Here is a 17,897-nt window from a genome sequence, read left to right as displayed (position 1 = left end):
TCGCGGGGCTAGGCAGCCGAAGTTACCGATCGGTCAACGCGGCCATCGTAACCGATCAATCTGAATCAGGTCGGCAACGGGCAGGCCGATGCTTGCCGACCCGCCATCTCGACACCGGCCCCGCGCGGCGCGTAAAGGCGGCGGCTCGATGCTCACCACGCCCTCCTCGCTCGATCAGCGGTTCGGCCTGTCGCGGCGCGTCGTGCTGCCCGGGCCGCTCAGGCTCGACGGCGGCGCGCTGCTCGCGCCGGTCGAGATCGCCTATGAAACCTATGGCACGCTGGCGGCGGACGGCGGCAATGCGATGCTGGTCTGCCACGCGCTGACCGGCGACCAGCATCTGGCCAGCGCGCACCCGCGCACCGGCAAGCCGGGCTGGTGGCAGCGGATGGTCGGGCCCGGCAAGCCGATCGATACCGACCGTTATTTCGTGATCTGCACCAACGTGCTGGGCTCGTGCATGGGCTCGACCGGACCGGCGAGCACCGATCCGACGACCGGCCGCCCCTATGCGATGACCTTCCCGGTCATCACGATCCGCGACATGGTGCGCGCGCAGGCGCTGCTGCTCGATCATCTCGGCGTCGCGCGGCTGATGGCGGTGGTTGGCGGATCGATGGGCGGGATGCAGGCGCTGAGCTGGGCAGCGACCTTCCCCGACCGCGTCGAGAAATGCGTCGTGATCGCCTCGACCGCGCGGCATTCGGCGCAGAACATCGCCTTTCACGAGGTCGGGCGGCAGGCGGTGATGGCCGATCCGAACTGGCGCGGCGGCGATTATTATGACGGCGATCCGCCCGCCGCCGGGCTGGCGGTGGCGCGGATGGCGGCGCACATCACCTATCTGTCCGAAGCGGGGCTGACCGAGAAATTCGGCCGGCGCTTGCAGGCGCGCGCGCAGAAGTCGTTCGGATTCGACGCCGATTTCCAGGTGGAAAGCTATCTTCGTCATCAGGGGCTGGCGTTCACCGACCGGTTCGACGCCAACAGCTATCTCTACATCACCCGCGCGCTCGATTATTTCGACCTCGCCGAGGAGCATGGCGGGCTGCTCGCCAATGCCTTTCGCGGCACCGCGACGCGTTTCTGCCTCGTCAGCTTCGACACCGACTGGCTGTACCCGACCGCCGAGTCGCGCAGCATCGTCCATGCGCTGATGGCGGCGGGCGCGCCGGCGAGCTACGTCGAGCTGTCGAGCCCGTTCGGGCATGACGCTTTCCTGCTCGACTCGCCAGAACTCGACCGCGTGATCCATGGCTTTCTGAGCGCAGGCCGATGAGTTTGCGACCCGATCTGGCGATCATCGCCGCGCATCTGCCCGCCGGCGCGCGCGCGCTCGATATCGGCTGCGGCGACGGCGAGTTGATGGCGGCGCTGCGCGACGATCGCGGCGCGGACGTGCGCGGCTTGGAGCTCGATCCCGGCAATGTCGCAGTGGCGGTTGGGCGTGGGCTGTCGGTGATCCAGGGCGATGCCGATACCGATCTCGCCGGCTATCCCGACCAGAGTTTCGACTATGCGATCCTCAGCCAGACGCTCCAGACCGCGCGTGCGCCCGACCGGGTGCTCGACGAATTGCTGCGGATCGGGCGATATGCCTTTGTCAGCTTCCCCAACTTCGCGCATTGGCGCGTGCGGCTGTCGCTGTTGTGGGGCGGGCGGATGCCGGTGACGCGGCTGCTGCCCGAACGCTGGTACGATACGCCCAACATCCACCATCTGACGATCGACGATTTCCGCGCGCATCTCGCCGAGCGCGGGGTGATCGTGGAGGGGGCGTGGTTCCTGTCCGGCGACAAGCAGACCGGCGGCGCGGCGGCCAATTTCCTCGCCGAGCACGCGATCTTCCTGCTGCGCCGGGAACAAAGCAAAGTTGATCGCGGTTAAGCCCGTCGTGACGAGAACTCCGACATGACCGCTACCGCGCTGATCGTCGAGGACGAGATTTTCGTCGCGCTCGACCTCGAACGCATTCTGGAGGATGCAGGCTATCATGTCGCAGCGATTGCGGCCGACGCGCCTTCGGCGCTGAAAGCGGCGCCGGGATGCGGGTTCGCGTTCGTCGACGTCAATCTGCGCGACGGCCCGACCGGTCCCGAGATCGCGGAGCGGATCGCGCGCGACTATGGGGTCAAGGTGGTGTTCGTGACCGCGAACCCCGGGCAGATCACCAACCGCGACGCCGCATTGGGCTATGTCCGCAAGCCGTTCAACGAAGAGGCGATCCTCGCGGCGGCGCGGACCGCGGCGCAGCGCGAGACGGCCGGCGGCGAGTGTCTCGACTTCGTCCAGTGGACGACGATCGCTTGACGTCCGCTAACGGCTGAAGGCGACCTGCGGGACACGCGCCGTCACTTCCAGACCGGCGGCCGGCCAGTCCCGCACCACGGAGCCGCCCAGCTGCCGCGCGGCGCTCATCTCGATCAACTGCGAGCCGAAGCCTGCTTGCGCCGGGCTTCCCGACAGCGGCGGCCCGCCACGCTCGCACCAGTGCAGCACGACATCGCTCGCCTCGGTCGCGATCGTCAGCGCGATATGTCCGTCGGGCACCGATAGCGCGCCATATTTGCTCGCATTGGTCGCCAGCTCGTGGAAGATCAGCGCCAGCGGGGTCGCGGCGCGATCGTCGACCGTCACGTCGTCGCCGGTAATCCGGATCCGCTCGCTGCCGGGCAACTGATAGGGCGAGAACAATTCGCCGAGCAGCCCGTGGAGGCTGTCCTGCCGCAGCGTCGGGCGCGACTGCTCGCTGTGCGGGCGAACGAAGTCGTGCGCACGGCCGAGCGCGGTGATCCGCTGCCGCAACTCTCCGAGCAGCCCGGCCAGCTCCGGGTGCGTGCGCCCGGTCAGATGCACCAGCCCGGCGACCACCGAGAAGATGTTCTTGATCCGGTGGCTCAGTTCCTGGCTGACGATCTCGCGCTGCTCCAGCGTACTTTTCTGTTCGTGAATATCGGTGCAGGTGCCGAACCAGCGCGTGATCGCGCCCCGGGCATCGCGGATCGGCAGCGCGCGGCCCAGCACCCAGCGATAGCCGCCCGCATGATGGCGCAGCCGGTATTCGATGTCGTACGGTTCGCCGGTTTCCAGCGAACGCCGCCACGCCGCCCAGGCCCGCGCCTGATCGTCGGGGTGGAACATCCCGTTCCACGCCTCGCCATCGGTCGACCCCTCGGGAACGCCGGTGAAGGCGTACCAGCGTGCGTTATAGTAATCGTGGAAGCCGTCGGGCAGCGTCGACCAGACCATCTGCGGCATCGTGTCGGCGAGCACGCGGAAGCGCGTCTCGCTGTCCGCCGCGGCGGTACGCGCCCGGCGCACCGAGGCGCGCCGTACCGCAACGTCGCGCGAATCGCGCAGCCGGGCGAGCACGTTGGCGGCGAGCACCGTCAGTCCCTCGCGCTGGAGCGCGGTGAGCCCCTCCGGGTGCGGCACCGTATCGAGCACGCACAGCGAGCCCATCGGAAACCCGTCGTCGGAGATCAGCGGCGCGCCCGCGTAGAAGCGCAGGTTCATGTCGCCAGTCACCAGCGGATTGGTGGCGAAGCGCGGGTCGGCGGTGGCGTCGGGGACGACCATCAGCCCGTCGCCCCACATCGCATGGCCGCAGAACGAATGTTCGCGCGGCGGCTCCGGCCCCTCGGGGACACCGGTGCGCGCCAGGAACGTTTGGTGATCGGTGTCGAGGATGCTGACGATCCCGACCGGCACGCCGCACAGATGCGCGGCGAAGTCGGTGATCTGCTTCAGCGCGGCCTCTCCCCGCAGCGAATCGACGTCGTAAGCGGCAAGCGCCTGCGACCGCTTCGCCTCGTCGAGCGCCTCGGGGCAGATCTGTGTCCGGTCGGCGAGCGGCGGCGTCACTTAGAACGGCACGTCGTCGTCGAGGTCGTCCGCGAAGCCGCCGCCATAATTGCCACCGCCGCCGCTGCGCGATCCGCCGCCCGCGCCGCCGCTGCTGCTGCTGCCGCCGCGCGATCCGCCGCTGCTGCCACCGCCGCGCGCGCCGCCACCATAACCGCCGCCGCCGCCGAAATCGTCGCCGCCGCCGCCGCCGAAGTCGTCACGACCACCGCCGCCACCGCCACCTGCGTTGCCGCCGGGGCCGTCGAGCATCGTCAGGACCGAGTTGAAGCCCTGCAGCACGACCTCGGTGCTATATTTGTCGTTGCCCTGCTGGTCCTGCCACTTCCGCGTCTGCAGCTGACCCTCGATATAGACCTTGCTGCCCTTGCGCAGAAAGCGCTCGGCGACGTTCGCCAGCCCTTCGTTGAAGATCGCGACCGAATGCCATTCGGTCTTTTCCTTCTTCTCGCCGGTATTGCGGTCCTTCCACGATTCCGACGTCGCGATGCGCAGGTTCACCACCTTGCCGCCGTTCTGGAACGAGCGCGACTCGGGGTCGCGCCCGAGATTGCCGACGAGAATGACCTTGTTGACGCTGCCTGCCATGAAGCCCTCTTAGAGACCGGCGAACGTCGCCAGCCAGAATGTGATTCCGGCCATGACATAGGCGGTCACGAACAGATAAGCCAACATGAACACCGGCCAGCGCCACCCGTTGGTCTCGCGGCGCGTCACCGCGATCGTGCTGATGCATTGCGGGGCGAACACGAACCACATCAGGAAGGCGAGCGCGGTCGGCAGCGACCAGCGCCCGCGCAGATGATCGACGAGGCTCTTCGCGCCCGACGCATCCTCGGTATCGTCGATCGCATAGGCGGTGCCGATCGCCGCGACCGCGACCTCGCGCGCCGCCATCGCCGGAATCAGCGCCAGCGCGATGTCGTGGTTGAAGCCGATCGGACGAACGATCACCTCCAGCCCGCTCGCGATCCGCCCGGCGACCGAATATTCGACCTGGCTCTGCCCGGCCGGCGCCTGCGGGAAGCTGAGCAGCGCCCACAGCACGACGGTGGTCAGCGCGATCGTCGTCCCCGCACGCTTCAGGAAGATCGCCGCGCGGCTCCACAACCCGATCGCGACATCGTGGAGGCGGGGCAGCTGGTATTTGGGCATCTCCATCATGAAGCCCGAGCTTTCGCCCTTGGTCACGGTGCGGCGCAGCAGCAGCGCGGCGACGAACGCGCCGACGATCCCCATCAAATACAGCCCGAGCAGCACCAGCCCCTGCAGGCCGACGAACGGCACCACCTGCCGCGCCGGGATGAACGCGCCGATGATGATCGTGTAAACCGGCAGCCGCGCCGAGCAGGTCATCAGCGGCGCAATCAGGATCGTGGTCAGCCGGTCCTTCTCGTCCTCGATCGTGCGGGTCGCCATGATCCCCGGCACCGCGCACGCGAAGCTGGACAGCAGCGGGATGAACGCGCGCCCCGACAGTCCGACCCCCGCCATCATCCGGTCCATCAGGAAGGCGGCGCGGACCATATAGCCCGAAGCCTCGAGCACGAGGATGAAGAGGAACAGGATCAGGATCTGCGGCAGGAAGACCAGCACCGCGCCGACGCCCGCGATCACGCCATCGGTGAGCAGCGAGCGCAGGAAGCCGTCGGGCATCATGCCCTTGAGCGCCGCCTCCAGCGCGGTGAACCCATCCTCGATCCAGCCGATCGGAGCCTCGGACCAGCTGAACACCGCCTGGAACATCACGAACAGCAACGCGACGAGCAGGATGGGCCCGAACACCGGGTGCAGCGCGACGCTGTCGAGTGCATGGTGCCAGCGGCGCGTCGGCGTCTCGCTGACCGTCGCCGCCTTGGACAATGCGCGGGCGCGGCGTTGCAGCGTGCGGATGTCCTCGACCGGCGCAGCGGGCGCGGTCGGCGCGGCGGCGGTCCCGACGAGCCCGGTCAGCGTCGCGCGCAGCGTGTCGATCCCGCGCCGTCGCACCGCCACTGTCGGCACGACCGGCACGCCCAGCTCGCGCGCCAGCACTGTCGGGTCGAGCACCAGCCCGTCGCGCTCGGCGAGATCGACCATGTTGAGCGCGATCACCACCGGCAGCCCGAGCGCGATCAGCTGCATCGCGAAGCGCAGATGGTTGTCGAGATTGGCGGCGTCGAGCACCACGACGAGCGCGTCCGGGCGCCGCTCGCCGCTCTGCGCGCCGAGCAGCACGTCGCGCGTCACGCGCTCGTCCGGCGAGGAGGGTTCGAGGCTGTAGGCGCCGGGTAGGTCGACCAGCTCGACCGGCCGTCCGTCGTCGAGCGCGAGCCGGCCCGAATGGCGCTCGACGGTGACGCCGGGGTAATTGCCGACCTTCTGCCGCGCGCCGGTCAGCGCGTTGAACAGCGCGCTCTTGCCGGCATTCGGGTTGCCGACCATCGCGACCAGCGGAGGCATTTCCATCACGCGTAGCGCCGACGGCGCGTCACTCGGCGGCCAGCGGCTCGATCGAGACGCGGATCGCACCGGCGACCGGGCGGCGCAGCGCGACCGTCATCCGCCCGATCCGGCACGCGACCGGTCCGGCGCCGAGCCGCGCGCGGTGCAGCACCTGCACCGGCACCCCCGAATCGAACCCAAGTTCGCGCAGTCGTCGCGCCTCGGGCGTGGCGAGCCGCGACCAGTCGATATCGTCGACGATGGCGGCCTGATGCCGCGGGAGCGTTTCGAGGCTGATGGGCGTGGTCACCCGACTTCTATAAGCACAATGAGAGTGATTATCAATTCGACTTTGGCCCGATCTGGCGCTTCACACGACCGGATACCGCAGCCGCCCGACGAAGCGACTGAGACTCGGGCGGTGCTGCGTCCGGCGGGTGAACTGCGCCTTGGCCTTTTCGAAGCGCATGATCCCGTCGATCCGGCGAGCGAGGAAGGCGCGGGTATCCGCCTGTTCCTCGCTGTCGTCGTCGAGGAAGACGGTGGTGGTCGCGGCATAGACCGCCAGCAGCATCGCGCGCTTCGTGTAGTGATTGTAATCGGTCGCCGTATCGCCGGCCAGCCGCCACATCGCGTCGACGCTGCGCCAGCCGAGCCGCGCGGCGGCGGCGACGTTGACCGGCAGCGCGAGGATCGCGCGCGCGCGGCGCAGCGCCTCGCGCTCGGGGGCGAGTACCGCCAGCCGCGCCTCGACCAACGCGGTGATGCGCTGGCGGATCTTCATCGTGGCCAGCGTCGCGGGCGGCAACGCCGCGGCCATCTCGGCATCCACGTGCGCGAACCACGCGTCGATCATCGCCACCGCGCCTTCGCCGAACGCGAGTCGCGCGACATCGCGGTCGATGCCCTGTTGCTCGGCGGCGAGATCGCGCGCGGTGTCGCCCCAGCCGTCGAACGCGGCATTGGCGGCGATCGCGGGGGCGAGCCGCGCGCGCACCTCGTCCAGCGTCAGGTCGTCCGGCGTCAGATCCTCGGTCATCGCATTTCCTCTGGCACCGGATTGGCAGGTGGCGGTTCCTTAGCATTGCGCCGCGTGTCGCGCACCAGCACCAATGCCGCAGCGATCATCGCGATCCCCACGAAATCGGGCGTGCCGAGCGCTTCGCCGAACTGCACCCAGCCGATCGTCGCCGCCACCACCGGCTGGATCAGCAGCGCCAGCCCGATCACCAGCGGCGAGAGGCGCCCGAGCGCATAGATCATGCAGCCCTGCCCAAGCAGCTGACAGACCAGCGCCAGCGCGATCAGCGGCGTCCAGTGCTGTGGCACGATCCGCTCGCCAAGCACCAGCGCATAGCCGAGCAGCGGCAGCAGCGCGGCGAGCGACGACAGCACCAGCGCCGGCCATGGCGCGAGCGCGCGGCGCACGTCGGACATCAGGATGAAGTAGAGCGCGTAGAGCACCCCCGCGACGATGCACAGCAGGTCGCCCGCGAGATGCTTTGGGTCGAGCTGGTACGACCGCCCCATCAGCAGCGCCGCACCGGCGGCGGCGAGCAGCAGCGCGACGCCCTGCATCCGCGTCGGCCAGGCACGCGTGACGAGGAACCCCCAGAGCGGGAACAGGAAGGTCGCCGAATTGCCGAGCAACGTGGCATTCGCCATCGTCGTATGGAGGATGCCGAGATGCCACGTCCCGAGATCGGCGGCGAAGGCGAGGCCGGCCAGAGCGACGAACAGCCACACCCGTCGCGACGGCGCGGCCGCGGCGGGCTCGCGGGTAGCGAAGGCGATCATCGCGAGCACCGGCACCGCCAGCGCCATCCGCCAGAACGCCGCCGCGACCGGGCCGGTATCGGCGAGGCGGACGAACAGCGGTCCGAACGCGAGCGCCGCATTTGCGACGACCACCGCGACGAGCGCGGGCGCGGTGCTGGTGGGGGCGGGGCGGGTCATGATCCTCGAAAGCTTTCGTTCGTCGCAGCCACGGCCACTCGTCACACCGGCCAAGTCCGTCATTCCCGCGAAGGCGAGAATCCAGACGCGCAGGTTTTCGCAACGGCCTCGGACGTCAGAGGTTCTGGATTCCCGCCTTCGCGGGAATGACGGCGTTTGTCTGTGGCGAGGACGCCTGCCTACGCCGCCTCGGCGAGCAGCTTCTTCGCCTCCGCGCCGGTCCAGTCCATATCGCCGGTCATGCGCCAGATCTCCTTGCCGTCGGCGCCGTACAGGATCGTCGTCGGTAGGTTCGCGCCATAGCCGGTGCTCAGCCCCAGCTTGGGGTCGAGGAACGCGCGCAAATGCGTGAACTTGCGCTGGGCGAGGAAGGCCTTGGCCTTGGCGGGCTCCATGTCCTGGCTGATCGCGAGCACCGGCAGCGTGTCGCCGAGCGTCGCGGCGGCGGCGTCGAGCGTCGGCATTTCCTTGACGCACGGCGCGCACCACGTCGCCCACAGGTTGACCAGTACCGGCTTGCCCTTGAACGCCGCCAGCGTCGTCGCCGCGCCACCCGCGGCCGGGGTGAAGGAGACCTCGGGTGCGGCCTCGCCCTTGTGGCTGCGGTCGATCTTGTCGACCTTCGGCGCAGCGGTGGCCGGGACTTCGTCGCTGCTGGCGGCCGCGGTTTGCTCGCCGGCTTGCCCGTTGCCCGGGGACGGCTTATCGCACGCGGCCACAGCCAGCGCGGTGCCGAGGAGACAGACGATCGCGACGCGGGATGCCATGAGCGGTTCCAACCAGATGTGGGGCGGGCGGTTCGCCGAAGGGCCGGCCGCGGTGATGCGCGAGATAAACGCCTCGATCCCCTTCGACAAGCGGATGTGGCGGCAGGACGTCGCGGGCAGCCGCGCGCATGTCGCGATGCTCGCCGAACAGGGGATCGTCTCGCCCGCGGATGCGACGGCGATCCGCGACGGGCTGGAGCAGGTCGCGGCGGGCTATGCCGCCGACGGCGTCCCCGACGATCTGGCGATGGAAGACATCCATATGCTGACCGAGGCGCGGTTGTCCGCCGCGATCGGTGCGGCGGCCGGGCGACTCCATACCGCGCGCAGCCGCAACGACCAGGTCGCGACCGACTTCCGCCTGTGGGTGCGCGACGCGACCGATCAGGTGCTGGCCGCGCTCGACGCGCTCGACGCCGCGCTGCTGGCGCGCGCCGAGGAACATGCCGGCAGCGTGATGCCCGGCTTCACCCACCTGCAATCCGCGCAGCCGGTGACGCTCGGCCACCATTTGATGGCCTATCACGAGATGGTGTCGCGCGACATCAGCCGCTTCCGCGACAATCGCGCGCGCGGCAACCTCTGCCCGCTCGGTGCCGCGGCGCTGGCGGGCACCGGCTTCCCGGTCGACCGCCATGCCACCGCCGCCGCGCTCGGCTTCGACGGGCCGACGCGCAACAGTCTCGATTCGGTCAGCGACCGCGACTTCGCACTCGATTACCTGACGGCCGCCGCGCAATGTTCGCTCCACCTCAGCCGGCTGGCGGAGGAGTTCGTGCTCTGGGCGTCGCAGCCGTTCGGCTTCGTGTCGCTCAGCGATCAATGGTCGACCGGCAGCTCGATCATGCCGCAGAAGCGCAACCCCGACGCCGCCGAGCTGGTGCGCGGGCACAGCGGGCGGATCACCGGCTGTCTCGTCAGCCTGATGGTGACGATGAAGGGGCTGCCGCTTGCTTATTCCAAGGACATGCAGGACGACAAACCGCCGGTGTTCGAGTGCCACGACCTGCTGGCGATCTCGATCGCGGCGATGACCGGCATGATCGAGAGCGCGACCTTCCGCACCGACCGGATGCGCGCGCTGGCGGAGAGCGGCTTCGCGACCGCGACCGACCTCGCCGACTGGCTGGTGCGCGAGGCCGATGTGCCGTTCCGCGAGGCGCATCACATCACCGGTCGCGCGGTGGCGCGTGCCGAGGCGCTCGGCTGCACGCTCGACAAGGTGGCGCTCGCCGACCTTCAGGCGATCGACGCGCGGATCACCGAGGCGGTGTACGGCGTGCTGTCGGTCGACGCCTCGGTGGCGAGCCGCAGGAGCTTCGGCGGCACCGCGCCCGACAATGTCCGCGCCGCGATCCGGGCGGCGCGCGCATGAGGGCGCTGCTGCTGCTCGCCGCGCTCCCGCTCGCCGCATGCGGCTCGACGCAGGCGCTAAAGCCCGCGCCGGGGCAGGCGATGCCGGTCACGCCCTATGGCGCGGCGCAACAGCCGGCGGTCGCCGACCTGCTCACCCCCTCGGTGCAGGCGCGGCCGCAGCGGACCGGGGAAGTCTTGAAAAGCTCGCAGAAACGGGAGCCCGACCCGTTCGACCTTCCCCCACGCTGACGATTTCCTGCGAGTGACCATGGACCATTTTCATTACCGCGACGGTACCCTGTGGTGCGAGGGCGTGCCGCTGACCCGCATCGCCGACGAGGTGGGCACCCCCGTCTACGTCTATTCCGCCGCCGCCTTCCGCGCGCAGGCGCGCGCGTTCCGCGATGCGCTGTCGGGGGTGCCCGACGTGCATCTCGCTTACGCGATCAAGGCCAATCCCAATCTGGCGGTGCTGCGCGTCGTCGCCGCCGCGGGCTATGGCGCGGACGTTGTGTCGGGCGGCGAGATGGCGCGTGCGCTGGCGGCGGGGATCCCGGCGAGCGGGATCGTCTTCTCGGGCGTCGGCAAGACGCGCGCCGAATTGCTGCGCGGGCTGGAGGCCGGGATTGGCCAGTTCAATCTCGAGCTGGAGGAAGAGGGCGTGGTCCTCGCGCAGCTCGCGCACGAACGCGGGGTGACCGCGCGCGCGGTGCTGCGGGTGAACCCCGACGTCGATGCGGGCACCCACGCCAAGATCTCGACCGGGCGCAAGGAGAACAAGTTCGGTGTCCCGATCGACCAGGCCCCGGCGATGTATGCGCGGCTCTCCGCGCTGCCCGGCCTGTCGATGCAGGGCGTTGCGATTCACATCGGCAGCCAGTTGTTCGATCTCGCCCCGCTCGAGGCGGCGTATCGCCGTGTCAAGCAGCTGGTCGACGAGCTGCGCGGCGCGGGCCATGCGGTGGCGCGCGTCGATCTCGGCGGCGGGCTCGGCGTCCGCTACAAGGCCGGCGACGATCCGCGCACCCCGGCCGAATATGGTGCGATGGTCCAGCGGGTGACGAAGGGCTGGGACGTGCAGCTGATGTTCGAGCCCGGCCGCGTGATCGCGGGCAATGCCGGGGTGCTGCTGACGCGCGTGATCTGGGTCAAGCCGGGGGTGGTGCATCCCTATGTGATCGTCGACGCGGCAATGAACGATCTGGCGCGTCCGGCGCTGTACGACGCATGGCACGATGTCGATGCGGTGACGCCGAGCGGCGCGCGGATGACGGCGAACGTCGCCGGGCCGGTGTGCGAGACCGGCGATACCTTTGCGATGGCGCGCGAGATGGACGCGGTGCAGGGCGGCGACCTCGCCGTGCTGCGTACCGCCGGGGCTTATGGCGCGACGATGGCGTCGACCTACAACAGCCGTGCGCTGGTGCCCGAGGTGCTGGTCGATGGCGACCGCTATGCGGTGGTCGCCGACCGGATCGCCGCCGAGACGATCCTCGCCGCGGAGCGCGTGCCGGAGTGGTTGTAGGGGCAGTGCGTTCCGCCGCTTGGCGTCACCCCGGCGGAGGCCGGGGTCCAGTTGGGGGACGCAGCCGCATGAAACGCTTCGCTCGCCACTGGACCCCGGCCTCTGCCGGGACGACGGCGTCGGAGAGAGGCCCGCTCCTTCGTCATTGCGAGCGCAGCGACGCAATCCAGAGCCCAGCGCGCCACGCGCTGGATTGCTCCCCCCGGCTCAAGGCCGGGGTCGCAATGACGGCGCGAGGAACGGCGGCATGACCCTCCACAGCCTCCCGCTCTTCGTCCGGCTGAACGGCCGTCCGGTAATTCTCGTCGGCGAGAGCGAGGCGGCGGAGCCGAAGCGACGCTTGCTCGAACGCGCCGGGTCGATCGTCGTCGGCGAGGATGATCCCGACGCGCGGCTCGCGATCGTCGCCGACGATGACGACGCTGTAGCGCGGCTCAAGGAACGCGGGGTGCTGGTCAACGCCGTCGATCGGCCCGAGCTATGCGACTTCACCTTGCCCGCGATCGTCGACCGCGCGCCGGTGCTGATCGCGATCGGCACCGGCGGCGTCTCGGCCGGGCTGGCGGCGGCGGTGCGGCAGCGGCTGGAGGCGGTGTTGCCTGCCTCGCTCGGGCGGCTCGCCGAGGCGCTGCATGGCGCGCGTGCGGCGTTACGCGCCGCGCTGCCCGACGGTGGGGAGCGGCGGCGCGCGATCGGGGCAGCGCTCGCCCCCGGCGCGGCGCTCGATCCGCTCGCTGACTATGACGAACGCGACGCGGCGCAGGCGGTGCTGGCCGGGCAGCCGGTGACCGGGGTCGTGCGGCTCGCGCTCGCCTCGCGGGACCCCGACGACCTCACGCTACGACAGGCGCGGCTGCTCGCCGCCGCCGACCGCGTCACGCACCGCGCCGACGTCCCCGCCGCGATCCTCGACCGCGCGCGCGCCGACGCCGCGCGCGAGCAATGCGATGCACCCTCGGCGAACGGCACCGGGCTGACCGTCGACATCGGGATGCGATCATGAGCGGCGTGGCATGGCGCGTCGGCGACGACGGCACGGTCGAGAAGGTCGCGCCAAAAGCGGCGCTGGCGGGTGACGCGGCGTTCCGCTGGGTGCATCTCGCCTCCAACGCCGCCGAGGCGCAGGCGTGGCTGCGCGACGCCGCCGGGCTCGACCCCTTCACCGTCGACGCGCTGACCGCCGCCGAGACGCGGCCGCGCGCCGAGAAGATCGGGCATGGCGCCTTTGTCAACCTGCGCGGGCGCACCGACGAGCCGCTCGACACGTCGGACGTGCTCGCCTCGATCCGGATCTGGGCCACCAAGGGCCGCGTCATCACCGTGTCGCGCAAGCGGCTGGTGACGCTGGCGCGCGTCGAGGAAGAGATGGAGCGCGGCGAGCTGCGCGACCCCGGCGACCTGATCGCGGCGATCGCCACCGCGATCACCGAAGACCTCGATCCGGTCGTCGCCGATCTCGGCGACGGGCTCGACGATTGCGAGCAGAAGCTGAATCCGCACCGTATCTTCGAGCTGCGCCGTTCGGTGACGCGGATGCGCTCGGAGGCGATCAACTATCGCCGCTTCCTCAGCCCGCAACGCGCTGCGCTGGAGCGGCTGGCGACGCTGCCCGGCGACTGGCTGGCGGAGGACGATCGCGCGCACCTCGCCGCCGCCGCCGACCGCGCGGCGCGCATGGCGGAGGAGGTGGAGGCGATCCGCGAGCGCGCCGCGCTGATGCACGAGGCGCTGACCGATCTGCGCGCCGAACAGCTCGACCAGCGCAGTCTGGTGATCGCGATGGTGGCGATGATCTTCCTCCCGCTGACGTTCCTGACCGGGCTGTACGGCATGAACGTCAAGGGGCTGCCCTATGCCGAGGAGCCGTGGGCGTTCGACGCGATCGCTGGCGCCTGCGCGGTGATCGCGGCGGGGATCGTGGTGTGGTTCGTGCGGCGGCACTGGTTCCGGGGGTGATCCACCTCGTCATTGCGAGCGTAGCGAAGCAATCCAGGGCGCCCTGATCCGGCCCTGGATTGCTTCGCTACGCTCGCAGTGACGGTGTGTTACGCCGCGCGTGCCTGCCGCCACGCGCTGGCGATTTCCTCCAGCTCGGCGGCGACAGCGCTGAACGGCGCGCCGTCGGTACCGATGCTCGCCTCGATCACCTGCCGCCGGCACCCGCCGTAGAAACGCGCCAGCGCGCGTGACACGTCACCACCCTTCTCGAAATCGAGATTGGCCTCCAGCGCGAACAGGATCGCGGTGGCGCGGGTGATGCGTTCGCTGCGCGTCGCGAACTGCTTGCGGTCGGCCGCCCAGGCGGCGACGCGCAGCGCCTGCGTCAGCTCCTCGTAGAGCAGCTGGACGAGCGCCGGACCGTCGGCCGCGGCGGTGCGGCCGGCGAGGTCGATCTCGCGGTACGTGCGCGCCGGATCGCGCAGCAGGGAAGAGGCGTAGGCCATGATCTCTCGTCTTTCCCGATCAGCTCGACTTGTACCAGCCGTCGATCTGCTGCTTCATGAACGACTGCGTCTGCTTATAGGCCGACACGCGCGAGTTCATGCTGGCATATTGCTGCGTCAGCCGCGCCGAGAAGCGCGTCGACTGTTCGTCGATCTTGGCGCTTTCCTTCGTCAGGTCGTCCTGCGCCTTGCGCAGCTTCAGATCGGTCGCGCCCAGCCCGTAGAGCGTGCTGCCCGACGACAGCTTCAACGACTGCATTGCGGCGTTGAGCCCCGTCGCGCCGAAGCTGTTGGGCGTGAACATCGCCTGGATCGAATCGGGCGAGTCCTTCATCGCCTTGGTCAGCGCGGCGTCGTCGATCGTCAGCTCGCCGGTGGTCTTGTCGGTGGTGACGCCGATCCCGGCCAGCGTCGAGGGCGTGCCCGGCGCCGCATCGGGGAGCAAGGTCTTGCTCGCAAAACCCTGCAGGTTGCGCAGCAATTGCTTGGCGGCGGGATCGGCGCGCAGGCTGCCATCGACCGCATTGGTCTGCTGCTTTACCTCGTTAAGCAACTGGTTGAAGGTCTCGACGAAATCCTTGACGCCGTTGGTCAGCGCGGTGTCGGGGCGCGTGCCGGTCAACGTCATCGAGCCGGTGCCGGCGAGCGTCAGCTTAACGCCGGGGACCAGATCGCTGATCTCGTTGCTCGGCCGCTCGACCGACACGCCGTCGACCGACAATTTCGCGTTGGCGGACTGGCCGACCACCGACAGCTTGGAGGTCGCGGTCGCGTCCTTGCCGATGCTGAGCGTGTCGAGCGTGCCGCCGCTGCCCGTCATCGAGAACGCCTGCGCGGTGCCGCTCTGCCCCTTGAGCGACAGGAACGCGCCGCCATCGGCGTCGGTGATGATCGCGGCGGTGACGCCGGTGTTCCTGGCGTTGATCGCGGCGGCGATGCCCGACAGCGTGTCGTTGGGCGGCGCGATGTCGACGTCGAACGACAATGCGCTGCCGTCGCTGGCGGTGCCGACCGCCAGATCGGTCATCTTGCCCGCGCTGTAGGTGGCGGTGCCGATGTTGATCGTCAGCTTGCCGGTGCCGAACTGGTCGGTTTTGCCGAGCTTGGCGCTGGTGACGGTCTGCACGGTGGCAAGTGACGTAACCGTGACGTTCGCCGAGGCGGAGGCCGACATCGGCGCGCCCGAGATCGCGGTGGCGCCCGCGACCCTGGGGTCGCTGACGTTCGGCTGCGTGGCGAGCGACCCGCCGGTGACCAGCGTGTTGACCGCCTTGGCGAAGTCGCTGACGAAATTCTTGAGCGTCGCCGCGTCGGAGATCTGCGCGGTCAGCTTCTCGGTCTTGGCGGTGATCTGCGCGCGCTTGGCGGCGAATTGCGCGTCGACGAGCTGGCCGACCAGCGTGTCGGTGTCGACGCCCGAGCCCGAGCCGAGCGAGGTCAGGATCGAGTTGGCGGTCGACTTGTTGATCGACGCCGCGCTGCCGGTCTTGGTGGTCGACGCCGTCGACGACGTTTTCGTCGTCGTTGCCGTACTGCTCGTGCTCGTGCTGCTGATCGTCGCCATGATGCTCTCCTAAACGGCCGCGCGCGGCGATTCTTTATGACTGGCGGACACCATTTTCGTCGAAACGTGCGGTATCGGGCACGTCGATCGGCGGCTGCGTCCCGCCGGCTTGCGCATTGAGGCCGAAGACGAATGCCAGCACGGTGGCGATGGCGATGTACAGGTCGTCGCGCACCTCCTGTCCCTCGCGGCTGGTGTAATAGACGGCACGCGCCAGCGCCGGATATTCGAGGATCGGCAACGCGCGATCCTTCGCCGCCGAGCGGATCGCGAGCGCCAGCGCGCCGCGCCCCTTGGCGACCACCACCGGCACCTCGTCGCGCCCGCGCTCGTAGCGCAAAGCGACCGCGAAATGCGTCGGGTTGGTGAGCACGACATGCGCCTGATCGAGCGCCTTGTGCATGCCGCCGGACAGCATCTCGCGCTGCTTCATGCGCATATGCCCCTTCATCTCGGGGTTGCCCTCGCTCTCCTTATGCTCGTCCTTTACCTCCTGCTTGGTCATGCGCAGCTTCTTGAGCAGCTGCATGATCTGGGTCGGGACGTCGATCATGCCGATCGCGACCAGCCCCATCGCCATGACGAGCAGGACGTGCGTCAGCGTCGACCCCAGCCCGGCGAGCGCGACGGGCAGGTTGGAGGCGGCGAGCCCGAAGCTGAAATGCGCGGTTTGCCACAGCATCCACGCGCCGATCGCGCCGAGCAACGTCACCTTGAGCAGCGACTTGCCCAGCTCGATCCAGCCCTGCATCCCGACGATGCGCATGATCCCCGAGCCGGGATTGATCCGCGACGCCTTGGGCGCGAGCAATTTGGCGTTGAAGCTGAGCGAGCCGAGCCCGGCCTGACTGGCGATCGCGGCGGCGATCGTGATCGCGAACAAAGTCCCGAGCGGCGCGGCGAGCTTCCACCCGGCCTGCACCAGCGGGCGCCACGGCTGGAAATCCTCGACATCGGCGCGCCCGAAGCTGAAGCTCGCCGCCATCACCTCGCGACACGCAGCGAGCAGCGCCGGGCCGAAGAACATGATCCAGGTGATGCCGGCCAGCACGACGAAGGCGGTCGCGAGGTCGCGGCTCTTGAGGACGTCGCCCTTCTCCTTGGCGTCGTCACGACGCTTCTGGGTTGGGGCTTCTGTCTTGTCGCCACCCTCCGACATCAGCCGAGCACCAGGCTTTGCGCGGCGGCGAGGCCCTCACGGACGATCACCTGCATGTAATCGCCCATCGCGGGCAGCGCGATCGCGAGGCTGATGACGCCGACCGCGAGGCTGGCGGGCAGGCCGATCGAGAACAGGTTGAGCGACGGCGCCGAGCGCGACACCATCCCCATCACGAGGTTGAGGCACAACAGCAGGAAGCCGACCGGCAGCGCGAGCAGCAGCCCGGCCATGAACGCATAGCCGCCGAACAGCGCGATGTCGCGCAGCTGCGCCGCGTTCATCCACGCCGCGCCGGGCGGCAAGGCGGTGTAGCTCTTCACCACCATGTCGACGAGCACCAGATGCCCGTCGAGCGACAGGAACAGCAGCGTCAGCAGGATCGACAGGAACTGGCCGATCGCCGGGCTGGAGCGGCCCGAATTGGGGTCGATCATGTTGGCGAAGCCGATCCCCATCGACCCGCCGATGATCTCGCCCGCGATCAGCGGCGCGGCGAAGGCGATCTGGACGATGAAGCCCATTGCCAGCCCGACCAGCGCCTCGGCCGCGACCGCGACGAAGGTCGACAATGCGAAGATCGTCGCGGGCGGCTGGATCGACGTGGTGCCGAGCACCAGCACCCCGACCGCGCCCGAGAGCGTGATCCGCACTGGCAGCGGCACGGAAACGTTGCCGAACACCGGCGCCGCGATGAACGCCGCCCCGACGCGGATCATCACGAAGATCAGCGCCCAGAGCTGCGGTTCGATGGAGAGGCCGAAGCCTAACATTGCGTCGGCTCCGAGCGCACGCACCCTGCGCGCCAGAGGAGCAAGCGCGGCCGGCGGAGGCCATG

19 protein-coding genes are annotated in these 17,897 nt (G+C 69.3%); 8 read left to right on the top strand and 11 right to left on the bottom strand.

The features are described from left to right. The first annotated feature begins 148 nt into the window (after positions 1-148). From metX to FHS97_RS11340, 3 genes are read left to right on the top strand one after another with little or no spacing between them, the layout of a single operon-like run. On the top strand, positions 149-1,279 hold the full coding sequence (gene metX, locus FHS97_RS11350; protein ID WP_184037470.1) for a homoserine O-acetyltransferase MetX: 1,131 nt from the start codon (positions 149-151) through the stop codon (positions 1,277-1,279). After that, positions 1,276-1,887 (top strand): methionine biosynthesis protein MetW, encoded by a 612-nt coding sequence (gene metW / locus FHS97_RS11345; protein ID WP_184037467.1) that lies wholly within the window; start codon positions 1,276-1,278, stop codon positions 1,885-1,887. The genes metX and metW overlap by 4 nt, the downstream gene beginning before the upstream one ends. Positions 1,888-1,911: 24 nt before the next feature. Further along, the gene (locus FHS97_RS11340) at positions 1,912-2,310 is read left to right on the top strand and encodes a response regulator (protein ID WP_184037464.1); all 399 of its coding nucleotides are present in this window, start codon (positions 1,912-1,914) and stop codon (positions 2,308-2,310) included. Positions 2,311-2,316: 6 nt separating this feature from the next. Here the strand turns inward: FHS97_RS11340 and FHS97_RS11335 are convergent, their stop codons facing one another. The 7 genes from FHS97_RS11335 to FHS97_RS11305 all read right to left on the bottom strand — a co-directional run bounded on the left by FHS97_RS11335 (position 2,317) and on the right by FHS97_RS11305 (position 9,011). Further along, positions 2,317-3,864, bottom strand: a complete 1,548-nt coding sequence (locus FHS97_RS11335; RefSeq protein WP_343053433.1) for a PAS domain-containing protein — start codon at positions 3,862-3,864, stop codon at positions 2,317-2,319. Beyond that, positions 3,865-4,452, bottom strand: coding sequence for a single-stranded DNA-binding protein (gene ssb / locus FHS97_RS11330; protein ID WP_184037461.1), 588 nt, complete (start codon positions 4,450-4,452; stop codon positions 3,865-3,867). It lies immediately after the preceding gene. A gap of 9 nt (positions 4,453-4,461) precedes the next feature. After that, positions 4,462-6,312 carry a ferrous iron transporter B gene (gene feoB / locus FHS97_RS11325; protein ID WP_184037458.1) on the bottom strand — a complete coding sequence of 617 codons (1,851 nt, stop codon included), beginning with the start codon at positions 6,310-6,312 and terminating at the stop codon, positions 4,462-4,464. A gap of 22 nt (positions 6,313-6,334) precedes the next feature. Further along, positions 6,335-6,598, bottom strand: a complete 264-nt coding sequence (locus FHS97_RS11320) for a FeoA family protein (protein ID WP_184037455.1) — start codon at positions 6,596-6,598, stop codon at positions 6,335-6,337. 60 nt (positions 6,599-6,658) lie between these two features. Next, a complete protein-coding gene (locus FHS97_RS11315) occupies positions 6,659-7,327 on the bottom strand; it encodes a COQ9 family protein (protein WP_184037451.1) in 669 nt (222 codons plus the stop codon). Then, complete coding sequence (locus tag FHS97_RS11310; protein WP_184037436.1) at positions 7,324-8,244, bottom strand: DMT family transporter; 921 nt, start codon at positions 8,242-8,244, stop codon at positions 7,324-7,326. Before FHS97_RS11310 ends, FHS97_RS11315 begins: the two co-directional genes overlap by 4 nt. A gap of 179 nt (positions 8,245-8,423) precedes the next feature. Beyond that, positions 8,424-9,011, bottom strand: a complete 588-nt coding sequence (locus FHS97_RS11305) for a TlpA family protein disulfide reductase (protein WP_184037433.1) — start codon at positions 9,009-9,011, stop codon at positions 8,424-8,426. Between the two features lie 16 nt (positions 9,012-9,027). Between FHS97_RS11305 and argH the strand changes: the two genes are divergently transcribed. The 5 genes from argH (at position 9,028) to FHS97_RS11280 (ending at position 13,848) form a co-directional block, all read left to right on the top strand. Beyond that, complete coding sequence (argH, locus tag FHS97_RS11300) at positions 9,028-10,386, top strand: argininosuccinate lyase (protein ID WP_184037946.1); 1,359 nt, start codon at positions 9,028-9,030, stop codon at positions 10,384-10,386. Continuing rightward, positions 10,383-10,616: a hypothetical protein gene (locus FHS97_RS11295; protein WP_184037429.1), complete on the top strand. Its 234-nt coding sequence runs from the start codon at positions 10,383-10,385 to the stop codon at positions 10,614-10,616. Before argH ends, FHS97_RS11295 begins: the two co-directional genes overlap by 4 nt. Positions 10,617-10,635: 19 nt before the next feature. Beyond that, the gene (gene lysA, locus FHS97_RS11290; protein WP_184037426.1) at positions 10,636-11,892 is read left to right on the top strand and encodes a diaminopimelate decarboxylase; all 1,257 of its coding nucleotides are present in this window, start codon (positions 10,636-10,638) and stop codon (positions 11,890-11,892) included. A gap of 247 nt (positions 11,893-12,139) precedes the next feature. After that, positions 12,140-12,895, top strand: coding sequence for a precorrin-2 dehydrogenase/sirohydrochlorin ferrochelatase family protein (locus tag FHS97_RS11285; protein ID WP_184037422.1), 756 nt, complete (start codon positions 12,140-12,142; stop codon positions 12,893-12,895). Continuing rightward, positions 12,892-13,848, top strand: a complete 957-nt coding sequence (locus FHS97_RS11280; RefSeq protein WP_184037419.1) for a zinc transporter ZntB — start codon at positions 12,892-12,894, stop codon at positions 13,846-13,848. The genes FHS97_RS11285 and FHS97_RS11280 overlap by 4 nt, the downstream gene beginning before the upstream one ends. A gap of 89 nt (positions 13,849-13,937) precedes the next feature. On the opposite strand, the gene FHS97_RS11275 is transcribed toward FHS97_RS11280, so the two are convergent. From FHS97_RS11275 to fliR, 4 genes are read right to left on the bottom strand one after another with little or no spacing between them, the layout of a single operon-like run. Next, positions 13,938-14,336, bottom strand: a complete 399-nt coding sequence (locus FHS97_RS11275) for a flagellar export chaperone FliS (protein ID WP_184037416.1) — start codon at positions 14,334-14,336, stop codon at positions 13,938-13,940. A 19-nt stretch (positions 14,337-14,355) separates the two neighbouring features. Beyond that, positions 14,356-15,900, bottom strand: coding sequence for a flagellar filament capping protein FliD (gene fliD / locus FHS97_RS11270; RefSeq protein WP_184037413.1), 1,545 nt, complete (start codon positions 15,898-15,900; stop codon positions 14,356-14,358). A gap of 34 nt (positions 15,901-15,934) precedes the next feature. Next, positions 15,935-17,059, bottom strand: a complete 1,125-nt coding sequence (locus tag FHS97_RS11265) for an EscU/YscU/HrcU family type III secretion system export apparatus switch protein (protein ID WP_184037409.1) — start codon at positions 17,057-17,059, stop codon at positions 15,935-15,937. Beyond that, positions 17,059-17,832: a flagellar biosynthetic protein FliR gene (fliR, locus tag FHS97_RS11260; protein WP_184037405.1), complete on the bottom strand. Its 774-nt coding sequence runs from the start codon at positions 17,830-17,832 to the stop codon at positions 17,059-17,061. The genes FHS97_RS11265 and fliR overlap by 1 nt, the downstream gene beginning before the upstream one ends. Positions 17,833-17,897 lie beyond the last annotated feature (65 nt).

The organism is Sphingomonas endophytica (assembly GCF_014199415.1).
Classification (GTDB): domain Bacteria; phylum Pseudomonadota; class Alphaproteobacteria; order Sphingomonadales; family Sphingomonadaceae; genus Sphingomonas; species Sphingomonas endophytica.
The sequence above is the reverse complement of the archived record's forward strand: the minus strand, read 5'-3'. Positions and strand labels throughout refer to the sequence as shown.

Excerpts from the sequence above, each read along its gene's own strand:
- fliR (WP_184037405.1), bottom strand. The coding sequence starts at position 17,832 with ATGTTAGGCTTCGGCCTCTCCATCGAACCGCAGCTCTGGGCGCTGATC.
- FHS97_RS11315 (WP_184037451.1), bottom strand. The coding sequence starts at position 7,327 with ATGACCGAGGATCTGACGCCGGACGACCTGACGCTGGACGAGGTGCGC.
- argH (WP_184037946.1), top strand. The coding sequence starts at position 9,028 with ATGTGGGGCGGGCGGTTCGCCGAAGGGCCGGCCGCGGTGATGCGCGAG.
- FHS97_RS11295 (WP_184037429.1), top strand. The coding sequence starts at position 10,383 with ATGAGGGCGCTGCTGCTGCTCGCCGCGCTCCCGCTCGCCGCATGCGGC.
- FHS97_RS11265 (WP_184037409.1), bottom strand. The coding sequence starts at position 17,059 with ATGTCGGAGGGTGGCGACAAGACAGAAGCCCCAACCCAGAAGCGTCGT.
- metX (WP_184037470.1), top strand. The coding sequence starts at position 149 with ATGCTCACCACGCCCTCCTCGCTCGATCAGCGGTTCGGCCTGTCGCGG.
- FHS97_RS11275 (WP_184037416.1), bottom strand. The coding sequence starts at position 14,336 with ATGGCCTACGCCTCTTCCCTGCTGCGCGATCCGGCGCGCACGTACCGC.
- fliD (WP_184037413.1), bottom strand. The coding sequence starts at position 15,900 with ATGGCGACGATCAGCAGCACGAGCACGAGCAGTACGGCAACGACGACG.
- FHS97_RS11285 (WP_184037422.1), top strand. The coding sequence starts at position 12,140 with ATGACCCTCCACAGCCTCCCGCTCTTCGTCCGGCTGAACGGCCGTCCG.
- FHS97_RS11310 (WP_184037436.1), bottom strand. The coding sequence starts at position 8,244 with ATGACCCGCCCCGCCCCCACCAGCACCGCGCCCGCGCTCGTCGCGGTG.
- FHS97_RS11305 (WP_184037433.1), bottom strand. The coding sequence starts at position 9,011 with ATGGCATCCCGCGTCGCGATCGTCTGTCTCCTCGGCACCGCGCTGGCT.
- FHS97_RS11340 (WP_184037464.1), top strand. The coding sequence starts at position 1,912 with ATGACCGCTACCGCGCTGATCGTCGAGGACGAGATTTTCGTCGCGCTC.
- lysA (WP_184037426.1), top strand. The coding sequence starts at position 10,636 with ATGGACCATTTTCATTACCGCGACGGTACCCTGTGGTGCGAGGGCGTG.
- ssb (WP_184037461.1), bottom strand. The coding sequence starts at position 4,452 with ATGGCAGGCAGCGTCAACAAGGTCATTCTCGTCGGCAATCTCGGGCGC.
- FHS97_RS11280 (WP_184037419.1), top strand. The coding sequence starts at position 12,892 with ATGAGCGGCGTGGCATGGCGCGTCGGCGACGACGGCACGGTCGAGAAG.
- feoB (WP_184037458.1), bottom strand. The coding sequence starts at position 6,312 with ATGGAAATGCCTCCGCTGGTCGCGATGGTCGGCAACCCGAATGCCGGC.
- metW (WP_184037467.1), top strand. The coding sequence starts at position 1,276 with ATGAGTTTGCGACCCGATCTGGCGATCATCGCCGCGCATCTGCCCGCC.